This window comes from Peribacillus sp. AS_2, assembly GCF_026891895.1.
Taxonomy (GTDB): domain Bacteria; phylum Bacillota; class Bacilli; order Bacillales; family DSM-1321; genus Peribacillus; species Peribacillus frigoritolerans.
The window spans coordinates 210,182-228,590 of the sequence record NZ_JAPTGA010000009.1 but is presented as its reverse complement, the minus strand read 5'-3'; the positions used below and the strand labels follow the sequence as shown (position 1 = coordinate 228,590).

Here is an 18,409-nt window from a genome sequence, read left to right as displayed (position 1 = left end):
AAAACTTTCTTTCATCAGACACATCTATTCATACGCTTAAAATCTCAAATTCCCAGAAAAGTATTGACGTATGTAGTAATTAACTTGCTTGTTAATCACTACAACATGGCTTAGAAGCCTTACTTGAGGAGAATGATTACTACCTGTATCCTCCTCAAGTTTAACTATTTCTTAATATGCTACAGTACGATAATACCTTCTCTTATCTAATGAATGATTCCGTTTATCTTCAAGGTGAACGCTTACTCGTTGTAGTAAACTTCCTAAAACTAGCGGAGGGAAATATTGGCGGAATTCTGGACTAATTCCTTCAAGCACATAATCTTTTGTATCAAAAATCGTAAGCTTATCAGTATATTTCTCAGCAAATCGCTCGACTCTATCTGCTAAAGGTCTAGTTGCATCTTCCCCTTTTAACAAAATGATACTAGTGTCTCTTTCAACCAACTCAATCGTTCCGTGGAAGAATTCTGCTGCGTGGACGGATTTTGTACGAATCCATTGCATCTCTTCCAATACGCACATACTATATGCATAGGTTCGTCCCCAAGCTGTTCCCGATCCAATTAACATATGGTAATCTTCATCTTTATATTTAGTTGCGAATTCTTTAGCCTTTTCTTCCGCCTGTTCTTTTACTGAAATTAAATTTTCAGGCATTTTTTCTAACTCTGATACAAATTGTTCGTACTTCGCGAATTCCCCATTATTATGCATAAGCCTAAAGATAACCATATACATTTGAAGGTTTATTGAATCTGCAGCATAATCATTTTCCGCATAGTTAGCGATTGGATAGTCTACGATGTTGGCCAATGGCGTTCCCATTTCTCCTACTAAACCAATCGTAGTGGCTCCTCTTTCCTTACAATATTTTGCTGCTTCAACAGTTTCCTCTGTCGTGCCTGATAGAGAAGAGAGAATAACAACTGAGTTTTCATTAAATTGTTTATGGCTTTGTAACATAAACTCAGAAGCAATTTCGGCATAGGCAGGAATAGTTGATGTGGAATTCCATATATATTCAAATGGATACATAATAGCAATTGAACCACCGGATCCAATAAGGAAAAGATTCTTAAATTCTTTTTTTGAAACTTCATCCATCTTCTTCTCTATTCCTTCTCTTAATAAAACTGCTCCATTTGTTACTTTTAAATAGTTCTGGTGATTAAACTTTAGCATTTAGCACTCTCCCTTATAATTTGTAATGGATTAAGTAAACTTCCGAATGGTATATACCATTAAGTAGAAAAAACATAAATGGTATATACCATTTATGTTTTAAATTATAGCATGCAAATTTCTAAGTATCAATATAAAAATTATAAAATTCTGAATATTTAAAGCGGTCGGTGGTGAAGGTTTATCAATTATCTGCAATGTAAAAAAGGAATCATATTCCCTTGTCTTAATTTATCACCGAACTATCTATAAATAATAAAAGCCTGTATACAAATTAAGATATTGTTCTGCTTTTTAATACCCGCATGCACATCGTCCCTTTGTATTGGTTGCTTTTTACATTTTTCGAACCAATTTCCCGGAATCTTTTATTATCTTCAATTTCACTTTTCCAATCACCATTCTTCATGCTCCATCATATAATACCTCAAAGGAAAACCGGGGGTATCAACATGCAAGACAATCAACATGGATCGCAAATGACTGAGGTTGAAAAGTTTGATGAATGGGTAAAAAGTTTTTTTCTGGATCCGGAAACTTGTGCGTTGGATCATCAACTTTTTTCAATTGATATATACGAAAGTGACGATGAGTATATGGTGGAAGCGGTTTTGGAAGATCATGATGTAAAAGATATTAAAGTATGCCTAAGTGATAATGAGCTATCGATCATCGTTGACGATACTCATAAGCCATGTCTTGAAAAAAAAGAAGATAAGCTACCCACACAGAGAAAGATCCCTTTCCCTTTTTCGATTTGCTCACGAAGAATTACCGCTGAATTCTCGAATCCGATATTGGTGATTCGCATCCATAAGTTTTCCCCCGGAAAAACAGCTGAAGATATTAACATTGAGTAGTTCGTTCATAAAAATAAAAAGAATGGCCTAGGGACCACTTCCCCCTTAGCCATTCTTTTTTCTTGATTAACCAGCAAAATAAAAGGACGTCCGACTTCCTTTTTGTGTCGAAATGACTTGAAGCTGGGCATCGATTCTTTCTTTCAATTCCGGGACATGGGATATTATCCCGACCAATCTCCCGGTGCTTTGTATATCCATTAATGCTTCAATTGCATGATCAAGAGATTCAGGGTCGAGCGTACCGAAACCTTCATCGATGAACATCGTTTCAAGTGAAATTCCGCCAGCATTCTGCTGGACAACATCCGCAAGACCCAAGGCAAGTGCAAGGGAAGCCTTAAAGCTCTCTCCTCCCGAAAGGGTTTTGACATGCCTCTCTTGTCCTGTATATTGATCATACACAGATAACTCCAGACCGCTCTGGATATTCCTTCGTGTAGGATCAAGCTTTCGCAATAACTGATATCTTCCGCTTGTCATTTTCAGCAGCCTTGAATTGGCTTCTTTTAAGATATCATCTAAAAAGGCTGCCAGTACATAACGTTCAAAAGTTATTTTAAAGGAGTTTTGACCTTTGGAAATCTCAGACAGATGACCGACGATACTGTACCTTTCATCCAAACTTTTCTGTTCTTCCCTAATTTGCGCCAATTTCCTTTGGATTTCTTCGTTAGTCCGTTTTTCAGCCTGCAACTCATTCTGTTTTTGGCGTAACGACTCCAATTCTTCATCTATGAAATCGAATGTCTTTTTCAATCCTTCAAGATCCGGTTTGGTCACACCCTTTAATTTCATTTCCAAATCATGAAACAGACTTAAAACACTTTGCCAATTTTGATTATACTGCTGAACTTGGTCCTCCAAATTTCCAAGAGCTGCTTCCGATATTTTGGCTGCCGTATATTCTTTATAATTGGAAAAACCTTGATTGGTCATATCCGCAATTAACTTTTCCCGCTCCTCTTTCAATTCTGTATTTAAAACCTCGATATTTCCACTTAGGGATTCTGTTTTTGCACTGATGGCCGATTCTCTTTCCTTTACAAGTTGAAGGTTTTTTTGTGCATCTTCCAAGGCCGATTGTAAGCGTTTCTGTGCTTTTACAGCCATTAGATAAGCTGCATTATATTCTTCCTCTGTCCGTATTCCGTCAGGGAGGGAATCGGTTAATCCTGTTAGTTTTGTAGAGTTTTCAATATACCTGGTTTTCCCTTCGTCCTCTTTTCTCTCTAAAGAGATCAGATTTTCCTTTAGCTCGGATGCTTTCTCTTTTAAATCCAGCAACCTTTTTTCCAGATCATTGAATACAGACTTTTTCCGCATCAATTCTTTTAGCTGTTCTTGCAGCACTTTTCCTTTTTGTACAAACTGCATCAAATGCTCATTAATATCTTCATTCTTAAACTCCGGCATGTCATTTTGTAAGTCACTAAGCTTTTCTTGTGAAGACTCTAACAGTGCGTCATATTTGGATTTCGCTTGATAATATTCACTTTCTGCTTGGCTTTTTTGTTTTTCTGCCGTTTTCAGCTTGTTTTCTTGCTCTTTCAGTTCCGAATCCGTCGGCATATGCTCATGCATTTGCGCAGGTTTTGGATGACTTTGTGAACCGCACACAGGACAATTTTCTCCAGAGTGCAGCATGGAAGCAAGCATACCCGCTTGGCCTGATCGCCAGTTTCGGTTCAGGGTTTCCAGTTTATCCTTCTCCTGAATTTGTATTCTTTGTAACTCCTGGAACCGATTATTCTTTTCATCCAGCACTCGTTTCGTATTCTGGATTTCATAAAGAACTTCTTGAAGCTTTTTAATTTTCGATAAAGCTGAATGATTTCTTTCCGCTTCAATTTCCAGATCACGATAAAGAACAGCCGCTTTTTCCGCTTCTGTTTTTTCTTGAGCGACTTTCTCTGCTTCCGCTTCAATCGCCAGATGTTCCGAAACAGTTTTTTCACGAAGTCGTTTACTCGTTTGCCACTCTTTTTCGTCTAAAGTAACCTGAGCTTTTAAGCTTGCAAAAGTCATGACAGCCTCTTTTACCTGCTCAAGCTGATGAACAGTACGGACTGCCTGCTCTCTTTCATTTTCCTTCAACATTTCCTTATCATAGCAATCCTGCTTCTCAATGCGCTCAGTTCGTAACTTCTCAGATTGCTCACTTAACTTTTGAAGTTCGGCATTCGCATCTTGTACTTGTTTGCCAATTCGCAAATAGTATTGTTCCTGCTTTTCAAGAGATGCAGCTTTGTGTGCCATTTTTATTTGGACTTTCACTAGTTCCATTTCCGGCAGCTTTGCTTCAAGGTTTTCCTTTTCTTTTCGCAGTTTTTCTTTTTCCGAAAATCGATTTAATAAATCGACAGCTTTTGAAAGCTCTTGATTTACTTGATCACGAGCTTTTTGCTTTTCCTGTATTTGGTTATTTATATATTCATTTTTTTCTGTTGCTTGCAAAATGACTTCCTGTAACAACGGTAAAACCTGCTGTTCATTAGGCTCTTCCCCTTGCAATTGCGCCTGCAGCTCTTCATGATTTCCAGGATGGATGCCTTTCATCAATTCAATTCGCCGCTGAGCACTTTTTTCGCTTTGCTTTCTTAGGATTGAAGCCTCTTCTTTTAATTTTTCTTCTATTCGTTTATAAAGTTCAGTATGAAATAATTTCTGAAGAATCTGTTCCTTATCCTTGCTGTCGGAAGTTAACAGTTTTCGGAATTCATTTTGTGGAATCATCAGGATTTGCCGGAATTGGTTTGCATCAAGTCCAATTAGTACTTTTATTTTTTCTTCAACTTCCCGTACATTTGCACCCAGCAATTTTTTCCCTTCAGGCAATACCTCATATAATTCAGCCTTTGCTCCAACCGTAGTTGTCCCTTCACCTGCTTTTTTCTTCCGTTCCTGCTGTGGCGACCTGGTCACCAAATACGTTTTTCCACGCAAGGTAAATTGTAACGAGACTTCCGTCAACAGATCATCTTCTGCAAACTGACTTCGCAAATCTTGCCCGCTGCGATCTTCACCGCTGGCTTTTCCATAAATCGCAAAACTAATCCCATCAAATATCGTTGTTTTCCCTGCGCCTGTCTTTCCAGAGATGACAAACATGGTCCGTTCCCCAAGGGAATTAAAGTCAATGGTTTCCCTTCCTGCATATGGTCCGAATGCCTGCATCGTTAAAATATCCGGTCTCATTTCAAAGCCTCCTCTTTCTTAACAGCTTCAATTACCGAAACCATCAAATCCTGCTTTTGTGAATCAAAGTCCCTATCTGTCATTTCTTGATAAAACGTTTCAAACAGGTCCAATTCTGATTTCCGTTCATCTTTTACAGAAGTGAAGGAATTTTTCCTCCTAAGGTCGGTCAAATCCCATTTTCGCTCCAGATGAAGTACGTTCGGATAAATCTGACGCAAGCGGTTAATAGGATCGATGAGTGCCCCCTCATCATTTAGTGTTATTTTCAAATAGTCATCCCTTTTTTGCGATTGATAGAAAGCAGGATCAAGCAACTCTTCCATAACCCCGGATATTTCTCTCATATCGAACTTGGGTGCCAAAGAACGATAGCGAATATCAAAGCTTCCATCTTCTTGCATATCGACGATGGAAAGCGATTTATTCTGCTTGGACTCGGAAAAAGAATATTTTAATAGTGATCCAGAGTAAAACACCTTAGGATGACGTATCGCGTCTGGGCTATGTAAATGCCCAAGTGCCGTATAATCGAACGCATCGAATAAGTCGGATGAGACACAGCCAGAACCACCTACCGACAAGACCCTTTCCGAATCGCTCGTTTTTCCGCCTAATACAAAAGCATGTCCTACAAAGACATTCGGCTCATCACTATTGAAATTCTCGGCTATCGTTCCGGTTATCCGCTTCATCGCTTCTTGATGGGAATGGATACTATCATCTTCAAAAAGATGGCGGACTGTCCCAGGCTCTGCATAAGGAACACAATAAAAGTTCACGCCCTTGATGCGAACCGGCTCACATGTTTTTGTCAATTTCCCATGAATGTATAACTGGCTTTGACGATACCATGATGAACCGAATGCGAGTCTTTCCGCAGAATCATGATTTCCCGATATCGCAACGATCGGAGTATTCATTTTCACATTAATCGTATAAAGGATTTCATCAAGAAGCTCCACCGCTTCAGTCGGCGGAACGGAACGATCATATAAATCACCGGCAATCACTACGGCATCCGGTTTTTCCTCTTCGACAATTTCTATGAATTGCAAGAGCGCATGCCTTTGGTCATCTGTCATATGTACCCCGTGAACGATTTTACCTAAATGCCAATCAGCCGTATGGATAAATTTCATAGTTTCACTCCGTCCTAAATTTTACTTACTATTATTATATCAAAAATTTAACGAATAGCATGGTTTGGGTACAAACGTTCTAATTTTTACCACACAGCTCCATTCTTTTGCATGATTCAAAATGAAAAAAGCAGACTCCAAATGAGTCTGCTTCTGAATGTAGACAAACTCAATGAAAATCGAGTTTGTCTACATTTTTTTTGCTTGTACAAATTTTGACGTTGATTGGAACGTAGGCACTCGCTTAGACTCGCTATTCCCGCAGGAGTCTCGCACACCCGCTCCAATCAACTATGTTTAAAAATTTGGATAGAACTCCTTTTGCCTACAGTCTTTTTTGTTTTAAAATAAATCTATTAAAACTTGAGGTGATGAGGATGCTTTCGAAACATCATTCTATTCAACGAGAACAACTTGAAATGATTACTTTTGATCAACTGGTGCCGCCGAACCATTTGGTTCGTAAAATGGAGGCTTCCATTGACTTCATTTTCATTTATGACTTGGTGAAAGATATGTATTCAGAGGTATGACGCCGAAGTAATGATCCAGTTATTTTAGTTAAACTGACATTCATTCAATATACCTTCGCTATTCGTTCCATACGACGATTAAGTGTGTATTCGCGGATGCAAAAGAAAAGCAAGGTATGCGTTGGACTACTTTAAGGGGACTTAAAAAATTGTCGATGCAAGCGCTGCTTACTTTCACTGCCATTAATTTAAAGAAGATGGCCATGTGGACATGGCAAGGTCCTAAAATAGCATAACCTAGTGGCTCTAAGAGTCCAAATCTCTTAACCTTTGGTCAAAATTTCAAAGGGAATTTTAAAAGGGGTTCGAAATTTTTATTCTGAACGCCTATTGTCTACAAACTGAAGCAGACTCCAAATGAGTCTGCTTTTTTCATCATTAGCTGAATAAATGTTCATATGGAACCATATTCACCTTTCTTTCAGCTAATTTTTTTTGTAAAAATTTATGATCACGTTTTGGTGTGGCAATGATATAGCCGCGTATCACTAAATCTTCCGTAATATCGCCCGCTTTTTCCTTTAACGCCAACTCCCCGATTTTTCCCGCGATTTTATGTCGTGCAACATCACGAAAAAGTTCTGGCACAGGGCTCACTAAATCTTCCAGTAATTCCTTTTGCTGCTTTGACCATAAGTGCTTTGTTTGTTCCAAATAGTATTCTTCCCAATCCATATCGGATTTCCCATCTTCTTTTGGAAATCTTTTCAGAAACTTTCGAAACATGAAAAAGCCACCTATGCTCATCAATATAATTAAAAGGGCTACCCAAAATAGAATGAACCATAAAAACCATCCGCTAAGCAAAGTACCACCTCATATGTATAGAATGATCATCACTATTTATTATAGACAGTAACCCATATCTTTACAAGACTGGCAATGCAATCATTCTTGACCGTTCACTTCCAGCAAGACGAGCGAAAAATCCCCTACCGCGTTTTCTTCATAAAGATTCGTGACCGAAGTTGCATAGTTAAAAATCTCTGCACGAAACTCCTCGTTTGACTGTGGAATCTTTAAATCAAAAACCATCTGATAAAGAAGTGTAGTAATATCATGATATTCACTATGTGTGACCTTGAAATTGAAACTTACTTTTCTGATTTCCTTACCTTCAGAATCCTTTACAGTTTCAAAAAGAAAATCCGTAACTTGCAGCGGAACATCGTTTAAAATGACCTCGTCAACCATTATCAACATCTCCTTAATAAAGTGGTTAAAGACATGTTATCACTAGAAACTCTCAGCGCCAATTATTCAACCTTGAAAAAATGAAAAAACGTGCACAGGAAACCTGAGCACGTTTACTTCAAATCAATTTACTTTCCCTTTTTAACGATTATACGCCATTTAGCGTCATCGATTTGCTCGAACTCGGTGATTTCATGACCTTCTGTAGCAGCCCAACGCGGAATGCTCTCCGTTGCTTGTGTGCAATCGAAATTAATGATCAATTCCTCACCTTTTGCCATGTCCGCAATCGCTTCTTTTGCTTCCACTAAAGGGAATGGACATACCATTCCAGTCGTTTCCAATACTTTTGCCATTTATATTCCACTCCTTGATTAAAAAGTTTTTGACTCATATCTTAAGCCGCTTTGGATGCGGCGGCTGCCTGCTTTTGCTTACGGATGATCGTGAAATAAGTCGCTACCCATGTACCCAGCAGGAAAAAGACAATCGCAATCCAACCTTGCCAAGCAAATAACGCCGAATTCACCAGGCCATTTCCGATTGTGCATCCCCCGGCAACACTTGCACCGAATCCCATGGTTACACCGCCAATTGCATTATTACGTAACGTTTTCATATCAGGCAAACGCCAACGGAATTCCCCGCTCCCTTTGGCAGCGATGAAAGAACCTAGGAAAATGCCTACTACTAAAAACGTCCCCCAATCGATTAACGCATCATCTCCGGTGATAAGGAAAGTTAAAATGTTCGCGGAAGGCGCTGTAATTCCAAGTCCGAACATCCTCCCTGTCATTGCACTCAGCGGCCAAGCCATGATTGCAATAAGGCCGACCAATAATGCTGTCACAAAAGGATGCCAGCGTTTCTCGAATAAGATGTGGGCCAATCCGGTTTTTTTCGGTTTCATTTTAAAGATTGGAAGTTTCGGTTTTCTCAATTCACGAATCACCAATATGCCAACCAAGAGTGTCACAATAATAACAAGAACCCAAGGCGAAACATTTAACGTTTCATGAATATACGTATCATTTGTACGATAAGATAACAAGTTATCCCCTGCCACTTTCCATACACCATATTTCGTCATTGCTGCCCCTAGCATATATCCAAAAAGGGCAACCCAACTTCCGATCATGCCCTCTCCGGCACGATACCATGTTCCAGTGGCGCAGCCTCCTGCCAGAACCATACCAATACCAAAAATAAAGCCACCCACAATGGTTCCCAGCCATGGAAAACCATCATTTCCAAACTGAATGACCCCTGTATCATTCAATGCATAAACACCAATACTTTGTATCGCTATAACAACAAATGTAGCCAAAAACATCCGTCCATCTTTAGCTAAAATCAAATCACGATATGCACCAACAACACAGAAACGGCCTCTTTGAAGCACAAATCCCAGCAGTAAACCACAAATAATCCCTAACACAATCATTTGTAACATGTACCGTTTCCTCCTTAAGTAAAATAATAATAATACTAATATAATATAATTCGGATGAAATTACTAGGTTTTTGGATTGATTTTTTTCTAATGAAGTTCCCATGCAAATGAAAAACCCGAGTCATCATGAATAACGACTCAGGTTTTGTAGATTATTCCTTTGATTATCAAACCATACTGCCTCCGCCGAAACTGGCTGCTTTAACTTTCTTATATTGGTAAAGCATGGCAATTCTCCACGGAACGATCATCGCAAAAGCAAGTAAGAAAAACATTCCGCTCAATACACCGATTTCAATCGTGCTTCCCAGCATCAGCTTTGCCACCAGTCGAATCACCATGAGACCAATCAATATGAATATGAACGCTTTAGAGCGCAGAATATAAATTTTTTCATCTCTAACTTCAAATTTAGATGTTTTGATCAATAAGATGGAAAATAGCATTCCTGCAACAAGAGCCTCCAACAATTCGTATCGAGTGACCCTGAACATCGGGAAAATAAACATCAAGGCACCGGTACTCATAAACAGCGGCGGTAAAATGATTTTCTTTTCATTCACTGGTTTTTTCGTTTCCTTCATCCGTAATATGAAAACACCTATAGCCATCACAATCGCTATACCTGTTGATATATATATCATCTCTTAACCATCCCTTTTAACTAATAATAGGTAAGTACCATTAAAAATTATATATGACTTCAATTTATAAACAAAGTATATAGTACCTATTTAAGATAAACAAGGAGGTGTTTATTAATTAAGCCCGCTATTGATGACGCCTCGACAAAAGGCTTGTCGATAAAACCTTGGTCCCGGCTTCTATAGACTTCGTCAACCATTTTTGCATTATGAACATCGCTGCCTGAAGTTCCTTCTTAATTTCTTAGATCTGGATTTAATTTCTATATAATATTCAATGCTTACCGCCCAATCCCGCCTTCATCAACCACTTAGTGACTGACCTTATACCCAAAATCAACGAAATGGCACCATAAGACCTAATAGCTGGCCTCAATTAGAATAATATTGAAAAATTAACTTATTATGGACTAAAAACCTGTAAAGCCACCGAATAGTCTAGACAGGACTGCAATTATTTTGGTCATCCAATCAAAAAATAAAACCACACCCATTATAATCATTAAATATCCGCCAATCTTCATGATGTATTGGCTGTACTTTTTGATCCATTTCAACTTTCCGACAAAGAAGGATAATATGAAGAACGGGATGGCAAATCCTAAAATATAGGCAGTCATATAGCTCATGGCAGCACTTGGATTCGTTGCACCCAATGAAATGACAGCACCTAACAGCGGACCTGCACAAGGAGTCCATCCAGCGGCGAAGGCCAGTCCGATAAGAATGGAACCTATATATCCGCTAGGTCGATTCTTGAATTCAAAACGACTGTCTTTCATCAAAGATTTCGGCTGAAAGATTCCTACAATGAATAAACCAAAAATGATAATCAGGATAGCACCAATCTGACGAATTAATTCTTTGTAATCCGAGAAAAAAGAACCTAAGTATGAAGTGCTAAAACCAATTGCAATAAAAACCAGGGAAAACCCAAGAAGGAAGAATAAAGTATGCAGCATGCTTCTTCTTTGGAGCATGGCGTTCTCGGATTTGATTTCACCTACACTCATACCAGTGATATAAGATAAAAAGGCCGGATATAGCGGTAAGCAGCAAGGCGAAATAAAACTCAAGAATCCCGCCCCAAAAGCTAAAAACATATTAATATCATTCAAATAAGCTCACTCCTATGTATGTCAACCTATAAACATTGTAACAAATAAGATAAAAAAATACATTTATGGAACTGTGAATATTTCATGACAACCAATAGCTTATAACTGGATGGGCGACAGGCTAAATTAACTTATTTGAATTCATTAGTCCAAGCCGATATAATTGTTATATTCATACAGATTTTACAACGAACACATAAATTAAGGGTACCTTGAAATAAATGTTGGGGCCAGAAAGGAAATATAATGGCTAAAAAGAATGAATTTCTCGAACAGATTGAAATAAAGAGAAATGAACTTATCAAAATTGTCGCTAAAGATGGTTTAAACTCTCATGTTGCCGTTGAATATAGCCAGCAACTTGATCAGTTACTAAATAAATATAATGAACTTTTTTATAAAACCGGTACAAATTTTTAATCCAGTACATCTCCCATTGATAACCACATAAGTTATTATATGATTTATTTTGCTGTCAATCTCCCCTTTTTACCTTCTTTCTCAATTAGGATACTTAGGCATGACCTTTGCAATATAAGAAAACAGGCAACCGCCATGGGCATTGCCTGTTTTTCCATTTAAGATAATGCATAAGAATCATTTTGCATCGGAATGTCGAAGCATAGTTTGTCACAACAGAACAGCAGAAGATCCATCAAAGACGGAAGAACCGTCCGGACCACTTCCTACCCCAGTGTGATACTTATTTAATCCTCGTTGCAGCACCCTACACAACACATGTGAGTATTTTCGATTATCTAAACACCTTAAGTAATGGCCGCCGGTTCTTAATCAATTTCTTAACTGTATTTCCAAGTCGGCGGCCTCAATTGATTTCCATATATATTGATCACGAGTAAATGCGCGGAATTCACGAGTAAATCAGCTAAACTCACGAGTAAACGCAATATTTACGAGGGCAACAGCTAAATTTACGAGTAAAAACAGCTAAATCCTCGATAAACGCAAAATTAATGAGGGAAACAGCTAAAATTCACGAGTAACAGTGTGAAATTCATGTGTAGCAGGAGGCATTCGTTTAAGAGATATCCCTTACAAATAAAGGAATGGTTTTTTCTACCTAAATATATTTATTTTCAAATTCAATCTGGAAACCTCACCTATCCTCGTTCCTTTTTCTAAAGCAATTTAAATGATAAAAATTGTGTTTGACAAATCGGCCAAAAAATATTATCTTTAATTAAAGATAAATTAACTCGAGATAATATCACTGTATTTTTTTAAACATAAATCTCGAATTAGAGATATCTAAATTCAAAATAAACTCTAGGAGGAATCATAAATGATTGGTATTGGTTTATTAGTTATACGCTTAGTAATAGGGTTATCGTTTGTTGGACATGGAGCTCAAAAATTATTTGGGTGGTTTGGCGGTCACGGCTTGAAAGGTACAGGAGGCTGGTTTGATTCAATTGGGATGAAGCCAGGAATTACCATGGCCCTATTTGCCGGTCTATCTGAACTTATAGGCGGAGCGTTATTTGCTTTAGGTCTCCTTACACCCTTTGCAGGTATATTAATTGCACTTACAATGCTCGTTGCAATCGTTAAAGTCCATGGAGCAAATGGCTACTGGGCAACTCAAAACGGTTATGAATATAATCTTGCCATTCTTGCAGTGGCGATTGGCGTTGCGCTAACCGGAGCTGGCCCATACTCTCTTGATTCCTTTCTATTTTAAGGAAGCTTGGGTTTTATAATCCCTATATTATGAAAAACACGGAGTTGGCTATAGCCACTCCGTGTTTTTACTTTTTCCCCATTATTCAGAGATTTTTCTAGTAGTTATTAAAGCTTATAACTGAGTGATAGTTACTTCGAGTAAGTTTACATAGGTTGTCCCATATTTAAATTAGATGGTTTCAATATTAAAATGCAAACTACCTAAGCATCACTCTTGTACAGTAATTTTCACAAAGGAGTTGGAATAATGCCATTAAATTATAGAGTACCATCGAATCCCATTCCTTATGTTCCTACAAAAGAAAATCTTGGATTGAAAACAATAGTTCCTAATTTGAAATATCATGTCTAAAAACTAAAACTCATTTTCAAAAATAATAGAGTACAGTAATAACGAGAATGATCATAACCTCATGTTTTTTTGATTTATATTTTTAACACTTGAAAATAGGAAAATCCAGTAATAAATAGAAAAAGGGGGAGGAATAAATGAGGCTTTTATCTTTTGTGACAGTATTTTTATTTTCTTTTAGTCTTGCTGCAACAGGATTTGCCGAGGAAAATGGTACAAGCGTTAGCAAAGAAAGGCTGACACCAGAAGAGTTGAATTATCTTGTAAATGAAGTCGGCAATACTCAAGAAGAATCCGAGGATTTACCTGTTGAAGTTTCAAGACGATTAATTGAAGAGGAGGCTAAAGCTATAAATTCTGGATCGGAATTTATGTTCATATATGATCCAGAAGTTACTAAACCAGGGCAAATCAGCACTTTTGCATTAATTGCTGCAACAACTTTAAAAATGGGGGAACTGTATATAAAGTAAAAAGTGATCGTTCAAAAGAAGATAAATTTTATATATATGGTAACTTTCAATGGCTAAAAACACCTTCATTTACTTTAGTGGATAAAATGTCAATTGGTTTCCCTTCAGGTTCAGGACTATATTTACCAACAAGTGGAAGGAAAGTAAAACAACACCAGCACAGATATTCTCAAGATCAACAAGGAAATGGACGTTGGATTGATTATGCAATCAAGTATTCTCCAAGTAATTGGGAACCAAGTGCTGGTGTGGCTGGTTCATATGATATAAGGGCTTCTACTAGTAAAACCAAGCATAAAGGGTATATCGGACAATATGTATATGTTCCTACATCAAAAAATGGTAAAATAAACATAAAAATAACGTATGGTCATAAAAGAATTTCTGGTATACCTTCTGTTTCAGTTTATCCGGCCGGTTTATCAATTACACCAAATAATACTACAGATACAAGGTCATATGCATTGACGCTGTCTTATTGATCTGTTGTTAGATTGGGGGCACCATGAGGCAAATTATTATTAATTTCATTTTCATTCTAGTCATATCAGTGATTTTATTTTTTATCTTTAGCTATGATGCATCTTTAGATAGTGATTATATGTTGTCTCTTTTACTTATCATTTCTCTGCAAATATCTTTAATATTAGCTATTCTGTTAAAAAGAAGGTAACACCAGAAGAGCAACCATTAATTAATGGTTGCTCTTCTGGTGTTGACTAGCGTCCTTCCTACCTTTTCCACGCGTTCCGTAAAGAAAGCCCAAAATTTCCGAATGCATCTGCCGCTGAGGCTTAAGTGTTAGCCAATAAAAATTCTAAACTTTCCCCTGTTTTATTTCCAATCAGCTTAGAATAGAATGCTCAGTTATTCATTCGGACTCAATTTAAAATCACTATTTAGATTCTCATTCATATAAATGACTTTTCCATACATAAAAACCCGGATAAGAACACTTTTATATGTGTTTCTTAACCGGGTTAAATAACCAAATCAGTACTTTTACGAACTTTTATTCAATCCCCGGAAACCACCCTGGAGTGTGGATGATCGCTTGCCATAATGGGTCTGGAATATCAAGCTGCTGCTGATTTTCTTTGTTTATTTTGGTCACGATTTCAGCTTCCCTGCCTTGTTCCACTTTTTGTACCCATTCAGGATCAATTATGATTTCACGCCCTAATGCAATTAACGGAACCCCCGATTGCAGTGCTTTGATCGCATCATCTGCTGTATAGATGGAACCAACACCAATTAATGGAACTTGATTTCCGATACGTTCTTTAATGATCTCTATCCGAGGTCGGTCAACGTCGGTTCCCCGTCTTGCTTTCGACCAGAAATCCATTAATGAAACATGAAGATAATCCAGATCCTTTGTTACAAGCCCATCAATTAATGCAAGTGTATCATCCATTGTGATTCCTGGTGTTTCCGGTTCTTCCGGTGAAAAACGGTAACCTACGATGAACGGATCCTTGGCATGGTTGGCAACAGCCTTTTTTACTTCATCCACAACCGCTAATGGAAAACTCAGGCGCTTTTCCAGAGAACCGCCCCACTTGTCTTCACGACGGTTCGAATGCGGCGAAAAGAATTGCTGTAGCAAGTAACCATTTGCACCGTGAATCTCGACACCGTCAAATCCCGCTTCAATGGCACGTCTGGTGGTTTCACCAAAGTCGAGAATGATCGATTCTATTTCCTTTTCAGATAGTGGACGTGGAACTGCTTTCCCTTCACCTTCCGATGGGATGTTGCTTGCACTGACAACATCACCATTTACCAATTCGGGTGGAACCTCTCGGCCGCCATGAAAGATCTGGAGAATTGCCTTTGCCCCTTTCGCTTTAATCCCTGATGCCAAACGACTTAGACTAGGTATCAATTCATCCTGATCTCCGCCAAATTCCCCGTGAAAACCTTTGCCATTAGCCGTCACGTAAGTACATGCCGTTATAACCATGCCGACCCCGCTTGACCGACGTTCATAATAGTTAACTTCCGCATCGGTTACAGTCCCGTCAGGATTAGAAGAGAAATTTGTCATAGGTGCCATCACCAATCGATTTTTCACTTCTAATTTCTTTCCTAAATTGAACGATTCAAATAATGGTGTATATTTAGAATTCATTTAGTAATCCTCCATTAGTTATCCACCCTGTTGGTTGGTATAAGTCCTTAATTAAATATCATCCGCGTTATGATTATAATCATGCATACTTTGCGATTAATGCCGAAATGGCTTCTTTTGGCTGGAAGCCAATAGCTTGATCTACCTTTTCTCCATCTTTGAATAGAATAAGAGCTGGAATTCCCATCACTCCATATTCGCTCGTCGTATCTGAATTTTCATCCACATTAAGTTTAACGATCTTAACCTGATTACCCATTTCCTCATCGATTTCATTAAGAACTGGGGCAATCATTTTACACGGACCGCACCATGGGGCCCAAAAGTCAACCAATACTAAGCCTTCCTTGATTTCGCTAGCAAAATTATCATCTGTAACATGTTCTATTGTCATGATCATTTCCTCCTTGTATTATCCGAAATATTAATGATCTTTACTCACACTATTTAAAATCGAGTTTTGCGATTCTATTTCCCGGGATTTGAACCTCTGATTTCCGGGCAGTTATTTTCGGGTGGATTTTGATGGATTCCAATTTACCGGATAACTCCATAAACCATGTTTCATCTTTAGAAAGTAAAGCCAAATCAATTAAGGCCAAAAGATGAGCTTCGTTACTGACTTCTAGATCCGGCAGTTTTTCAGTCCATTTACTCGGAATCCAAATCGATTTCCCAACCGCGTTTTCATTGTCACTTTCAACTACATTCACTTTAACGATTTCTCGATTATCGCTTACGTTTTCAACGAAACCATGGATAAGTTCCCCATCTCTTGATTTTCCCTGTACCCAATCCCCATTTTTGAACAGATTGTTTTCAACCATTTCCTTAGCACCCCTTTTATGTTCATTTAATATTAAAACTATAGTTATTAACTGTATTAATAAAATATACATTTTGTGCAAAGAAAAAACTAAATCAATATCACAGACATTGTTTAATTTTTTCCAAAAATGTGCTGAGAGTTATATCTTCTAAATATTTTTCAAAATATAATTCAGCTTCATCAAATATTTGATCCATGACTACCTGGGTATTTGAAGATATGACACATTTTTTCTCCGGATCACCTGTACACCACTTTGGTTTCAGGGTTCCATGTGAGACCGCTATATAAATATCCGCCAAACTTACCTCTTCAGGGGTACAGTCTAGAATATAGCCTCCGCCCACACCTTCTTTAGTCTTAACAAATCCCTTTTTTCTTAAGCTGCTCATCATTTTCCGAATCCTAGCCGAGTTTGTACAAACGTTTTCTGCGATGGACTCACTGCTTGCCATATGATCTGGTAGATAAGCTAAATAGACCAAACTATGCACAGCTATTGTAAAATCACTATTCACTTTACGTATCCTCCTCAAGGGGATTACTGTAATATTAATATTTACAGTTGATAAAGTCAACTCAAAAACCTCAACAGCTTCCTCCATTATATTTGATCAATTTAGTATTGCAGTGAAATCCCCACTTTACGCTTTAATATTGCCCAAGTTAATGAGCCTTATAGTAAGAAACTTGGTGATAATATTTATCCCTTAATTATAGATACACTAAATTGACAACGAATCCATTCTTTCTTCATGAATGGTTTTTCTATTTACAAATATTCAAATAAAAAACACCCGATTACTCGGATGATTACTTTAATCAATTTTTATAATCACTAAGTCATTAATGGTTTAGCGCTTAAATAAAAAGATTAATAGAAAAGATTTATTATTTTTTACATTTAGATTTCAATTTGAATTTCGATTCCCATTTTTTGTCTTTAAATTTACTTTTGTGTTCAAATTTAAGCTCACACATAGGAAAACACATCTTACATTTTTTTACAAAATCATTTATCATTATAACCACCCTCCTTAATACTATATATGCATCTTTTGATAGAAAGTGTGGACAAGTATAATTTTTTAGAGAATTTACTTTCCAAATAAAAAAGCCTCACATAGATGGAGGACTTACCTTACCATTCCAAAACAAAAACCACCTTTTCTGAATCATTCATTCAGAAAAAGTGGCTTAAGAAACAAAAATGAAAGATAAACCAAAATTTTATATAAAATCGGTAGAAGGATTCAGACTAAATCCATTTCGATATTATATAAAATTTTGCATCCAATCTTCCAAGAACATTGATATATCAAGGTTTCATGCTATCTTATTTTGTTTGTTGTTTATTCATGGCGCTCATCATTTGATTAATTTTCTTTTGGGATGGTTTCATACCCATTTGCATCATCATCATTTTCAACATTTGTTCGTTAATTGGCGGATTTTTCTTTAAGTAATCCATCATGTATTTACGAGCGATGAAAAATCCCAGCACTACTCCAGCAATCAATGCCAGTACGCCAACTAGAATGTAAACCCACATACTATTTCCTCCTTCATGTTGTCTAACATCAGTGTACT

The 18,409-nt window shown here is 37.5% G+C and carries 20 protein-coding genes and 1 pseudogene; 7 read left to right on the top strand and 14 right to left on the bottom strand.

Annotated elements, in window-relative coordinates:
- Window positions 1-171 precede the first annotated feature (171 nt).
- The gene (locus OTG27_RS17560) at window positions 172-1,185 is read right to left on the bottom strand and encodes an SIS domain-containing protein (protein ID WP_268937577.1); all 1,014 of its coding nucleotides are present in this window, start codon (window positions 1,183-1,185) and stop codon (window positions 172-174) included.
- 452 nt (window positions 1,186-1,637) lie between these two features.
- Here OTG27_RS17560 and OTG27_RS17555 point away from each other — a divergent pair, with 452 nt between their 5' ends.
- A complete protein-coding gene (locus OTG27_RS17555) occupies window positions 1,638-2,045 on the top strand; it encodes an Hsp20/alpha crystallin family protein (RefSeq protein ID WP_268937576.1) in 408 nt (135 codons plus the stop codon).
- 66 nt (window positions 2,046-2,111) lie between these two features.
- On the opposite strand, the gene OTG27_RS17550 is transcribed toward OTG27_RS17555, so the two are convergent.
- Both OTG27_RS17550 and OTG27_RS17545 read right to left on the bottom strand, forming a co-directional pair.
- Complete coding sequence (locus OTG27_RS17550; protein ID WP_268937575.1) at window positions 2,112-5,243, bottom strand: SbcC/MukB-like Walker B domain-containing protein; 3,132 nt, start codon at window positions 5,241-5,243, stop codon at window positions 2,112-2,114.
- Window positions 5,240-6,385 carry an exonuclease SbcCD subunit D gene (locus OTG27_RS17545; RefSeq protein ID WP_268937574.1) on the bottom strand — a complete coding sequence of 382 codons (1,146 nt, stop codon included), beginning with the start codon at window positions 6,383-6,385 and terminating at the stop codon, window positions 5,240-5,242. Before OTG27_RS17545 ends, OTG27_RS17550 begins: the two co-directional genes overlap by 4 nt.
- Window positions 6,386-6,762: 377 nt before the next feature.
- On the opposite strand from OTG27_RS17545, the gene OTG27_RS17540 reads away from it, so the two are divergent.
- Together OTG27_RS17540 and OTG27_RS26725 are read left to right on the top strand one after the other, a co-directional pair.
- Window positions 6,763-6,918 (top strand): hypothetical protein, encoded by a 156-nt coding sequence (locus OTG27_RS17540; protein ID WP_374941266.1) that lies wholly within the window; start codon window positions 6,763-6,765, stop codon window positions 6,916-6,918.
- A gap of 74 nt (window positions 6,919-6,992) precedes the next feature.
- Window positions 6,993-7,154: pseudogene (locus OTG27_RS26725) on the top strand (transposase); the annotation flags it as partial.
- Window positions 7,155-7,296: 142 nt separating this feature from the next.
- On the opposite strand, the gene OTG27_RS17535 reads toward OTG27_RS26725, so the two are convergent.
- From OTG27_RS17535 to OTG27_RS17510, 6 genes are all read right to left on the bottom strand, one after another.
- Entirely contained in the window at window positions 7,297-7,725 is a 429-nt protein-coding gene (locus tag OTG27_RS17535) for a DUF2621 domain-containing protein (protein ID WP_048685984.1), read from the bottom strand.
- Window positions 7,726-7,806: 81 nt separating this feature from the next.
- The gene (locus OTG27_RS17530; protein ID WP_095394913.1) at window positions 7,807-8,112 is read right to left on the bottom strand and encodes a DUF3219 family protein; all 306 of its coding nucleotides are present in this window, start codon (window positions 8,110-8,112) and stop codon (window positions 7,807-7,809) included.
- A 128-nt stretch (window positions 8,113-8,240) separates the two neighbouring features.
- The gene (locus OTG27_RS17525) at window positions 8,241-8,468 is read right to left on the bottom strand and encodes a sulfurtransferase TusA family protein (RefSeq protein ID WP_034312908.1); all 228 of its coding nucleotides are present in this window, start codon (window positions 8,466-8,468) and stop codon (window positions 8,241-8,243) included.
- Between the two features lie 41 nt (window positions 8,469-8,509).
- Window positions 8,510-9,565: a YeeE/YedE family protein gene (locus tag OTG27_RS17520; RefSeq protein ID WP_170946975.1), complete on the bottom strand. Its 1,056-nt coding sequence runs from the start codon at window positions 9,563-9,565 to the stop codon at window positions 8,510-8,512.
- A gap of 167 nt (window positions 9,566-9,732) precedes the next feature.
- Window positions 9,733-10,209, bottom strand: coding sequence for a CcdC family protein (locus tag OTG27_RS17515; RefSeq protein WP_034312912.1), 477 nt, complete (start codon window positions 10,207-10,209; stop codon window positions 9,733-9,735).
- 410 nt (window positions 10,210-10,619) lie between these two features.
- On the bottom strand, window positions 10,620-11,327 hold the full coding sequence (locus tag OTG27_RS17510; protein WP_034312916.1) for a cytochrome c biogenesis protein CcdA: 708 nt from the start codon (window positions 11,325-11,327) through the stop codon (window positions 10,620-10,622).
- A 246-nt stretch (window positions 11,328-11,573) separates the two neighbouring features.
- On the opposite strand from OTG27_RS17510, the gene OTG27_RS17505 reads away from it, so the two are divergent.
- From OTG27_RS17505 to OTG27_RS17490, 4 genes are all read left to right on the top strand, one after another.
- The gene (locus OTG27_RS17505) at window positions 11,574-11,747 is read left to right on the top strand and encodes an aspartyl-phosphate phosphatase Spo0E family protein (protein ID WP_072272814.1); all 174 of its coding nucleotides are present in this window, start codon (window positions 11,574-11,576) and stop codon (window positions 11,745-11,747) included.
- Window positions 11,748-12,630: 883 nt separating this feature from the next.
- Window positions 12,631-13,029, top strand: coding sequence for a DoxX family protein (locus tag OTG27_RS17500; protein WP_095679715.1), 399 nt, complete (start codon window positions 12,631-12,633; stop codon window positions 13,027-13,029).
- Window positions 13,030-13,520: 491 nt separating this feature from the next.
- Entirely contained in the window at window positions 13,521-13,856 is a 336-nt protein-coding gene (locus tag OTG27_RS17495) for a hypothetical protein (protein WP_268937573.1), read from the top strand.
- Window positions 13,857-13,942: 86 nt separating this feature from the next.
- Window positions 13,943-14,338 carry a hypothetical protein gene (locus OTG27_RS17490; RefSeq protein WP_268937572.1) on the top strand — a complete coding sequence of 132 codons (396 nt, stop codon included), beginning with the start codon at window positions 13,943-13,945 and terminating at the stop codon, window positions 14,336-14,338.
- Window positions 14,339-14,868: 530 nt separating this feature from the next.
- Here the strand turns inward: OTG27_RS17490 and OTG27_RS17485 are convergent.
- The 5 genes from OTG27_RS17485 to OTG27_RS17465 all read right to left on the bottom strand — a co-directional run bounded on the left by OTG27_RS17485 (window position 14,869) and on the right by OTG27_RS17465 (window position 18,371).
- The gene (locus tag OTG27_RS17485; RefSeq protein ID WP_268937571.1) at window positions 14,869-15,990 is read right to left on the bottom strand and encodes an NADH-dependent flavin oxidoreductase; all 1,122 of its coding nucleotides are present in this window, start codon (window positions 15,988-15,990) and stop codon (window positions 14,869-14,871) included.
- A gap of 79 nt (window positions 15,991-16,069) precedes the next feature.
- Window positions 16,070-16,384, bottom strand: a complete 315-nt coding sequence (trxA, locus tag OTG27_RS17480) for a thioredoxin (protein WP_034312928.1) — start codon at window positions 16,382-16,384, stop codon at window positions 16,070-16,072.
- 49 nt (window positions 16,385-16,433) lie between these two features.
- Window positions 16,434-16,817 carry an IDEAL domain-containing protein gene (locus OTG27_RS17475; RefSeq protein WP_268937570.1) on the bottom strand — a complete coding sequence of 128 codons (384 nt, stop codon included), beginning with the start codon at window positions 16,815-16,817 and terminating at the stop codon, window positions 16,434-16,436.
- A gap of 100 nt (window positions 16,818-16,917) precedes the next feature.
- Window positions 16,918-17,337, bottom strand: coding sequence for an RrF2 family transcriptional regulator (locus OTG27_RS17470; protein WP_268937569.1), 420 nt, complete (start codon window positions 17,335-17,337; stop codon window positions 16,918-16,920).
- A gap of 818 nt (window positions 17,338-18,155) precedes the next feature.
- Complete coding sequence (locus OTG27_RS17465; protein WP_034312934.1) at window positions 18,156-18,371, bottom strand: YneF family protein; 216 nt, start codon at window positions 18,369-18,371, stop codon at window positions 18,156-18,158.
- Window positions 18,372-18,409: the final 38 nt, after the last annotated feature.

Excerpts from the sequence above, each read along its gene's own strand:
- OTG27_RS17505 (WP_072272814.1), top strand. The coding sequence starts at position 11,574 with ATGGCTAAAAAGAATGAATTTCTCGAACAGATTGAAATAAAGAGAAAT.
- OTG27_RS17530 (WP_095394913.1), bottom strand. The coding sequence starts at position 8,112 with ATGGTTGACGAGGTCATTTTAAACGATGTTCCGCTGCAAGTTACGGAT.
- OTG27_RS17485 (WP_268937571.1), bottom strand. The coding sequence starts at position 15,990 with ATGAATTCTAAATATACACCATTATTTGAATCGTTCAATTTAGGAAAG.
- OTG27_RS17495 (WP_268937573.1), top strand. The coding sequence starts at position 13,521 with ATGAGGCTTTTATCTTTTGTGACAGTATTTTTATTTTCTTTTAGTCTT.
- OTG27_RS17540 (WP_374941266.1), top strand. The coding sequence starts at position 6,763 with ATGCTTTCGAAACATCATTCTATTCAACGAGAACAACTTGAAATGATT.
- OTG27_RS17490 (WP_268937572.1), top strand. The coding sequence starts at position 13,943 with ATGTCAATTGGTTTCCCTTCAGGTTCAGGACTATATTTACCAACAAGT.
- OTG27_RS17475 (WP_268937570.1), bottom strand. The coding sequence starts at position 16,817 with ATGGTTGAAAACAATCTGTTCAAAAATGGGGATTGGGTACAGGGAAAA.
- OTG27_RS17525 (WP_034312908.1), bottom strand. The coding sequence starts at position 8,468 with ATGGCAAAAGTATTGGAAACGACTGGAATGGTATGTCCATTCCCTTTA.
- OTG27_RS17465 (WP_034312934.1), bottom strand. The coding sequence starts at position 18,371 with ATGTGGGTTTACATTCTAGTTGGCGTACTGGCATTGATTGCTGGAGTA.
- OTG27_RS17555 (WP_268937576.1), top strand. The coding sequence starts at position 1,638 with ATGCAAGACAATCAACATGGATCGCAAATGACTGAGGTTGAAAAGTTT.
- OTG27_RS17520 (WP_170946975.1), bottom strand. The coding sequence starts at position 9,565 with ATGTTACAAATGATTGTGTTAGGGATTATTTGTGGTTTACTGCTGGGA.
- OTG27_RS17515 (WP_034312912.1), bottom strand. The coding sequence starts at position 10,209 with ATGATATATATATCAACAGGTATAGCGATTGTGATGGCTATAGGTGTT.
- OTG27_RS17560 (WP_268937577.1), bottom strand. The coding sequence starts at position 1,185 with ATGCTAAAGTTTAATCACCAGAACTATTTAAAAGTAACAAATGGAGCA.
- OTG27_RS17500 (WP_095679715.1), top strand. The coding sequence starts at position 12,631 with ATGATTGGTATTGGTTTATTAGTTATACGCTTAGTAATAGGGTTATCG.
- trxA (WP_034312928.1), bottom strand. The coding sequence starts at position 16,384 with ATGACAATAGAACATGTTACAGATGATAATTTTGCTAGCGAAATCAAG.
- OTG27_RS17550 (WP_268937575.1), bottom strand. The coding sequence starts at position 5,243 with ATGAGACCGGATATTTTAACGATGCAGGCATTCGGACCATATGCAGGA.
- OTG27_RS17545 (WP_268937574.1), bottom strand. The coding sequence starts at position 6,385 with ATGAAATTTATCCATACGGCTGATTGGCATTTAGGTAAAATCGTTCAC.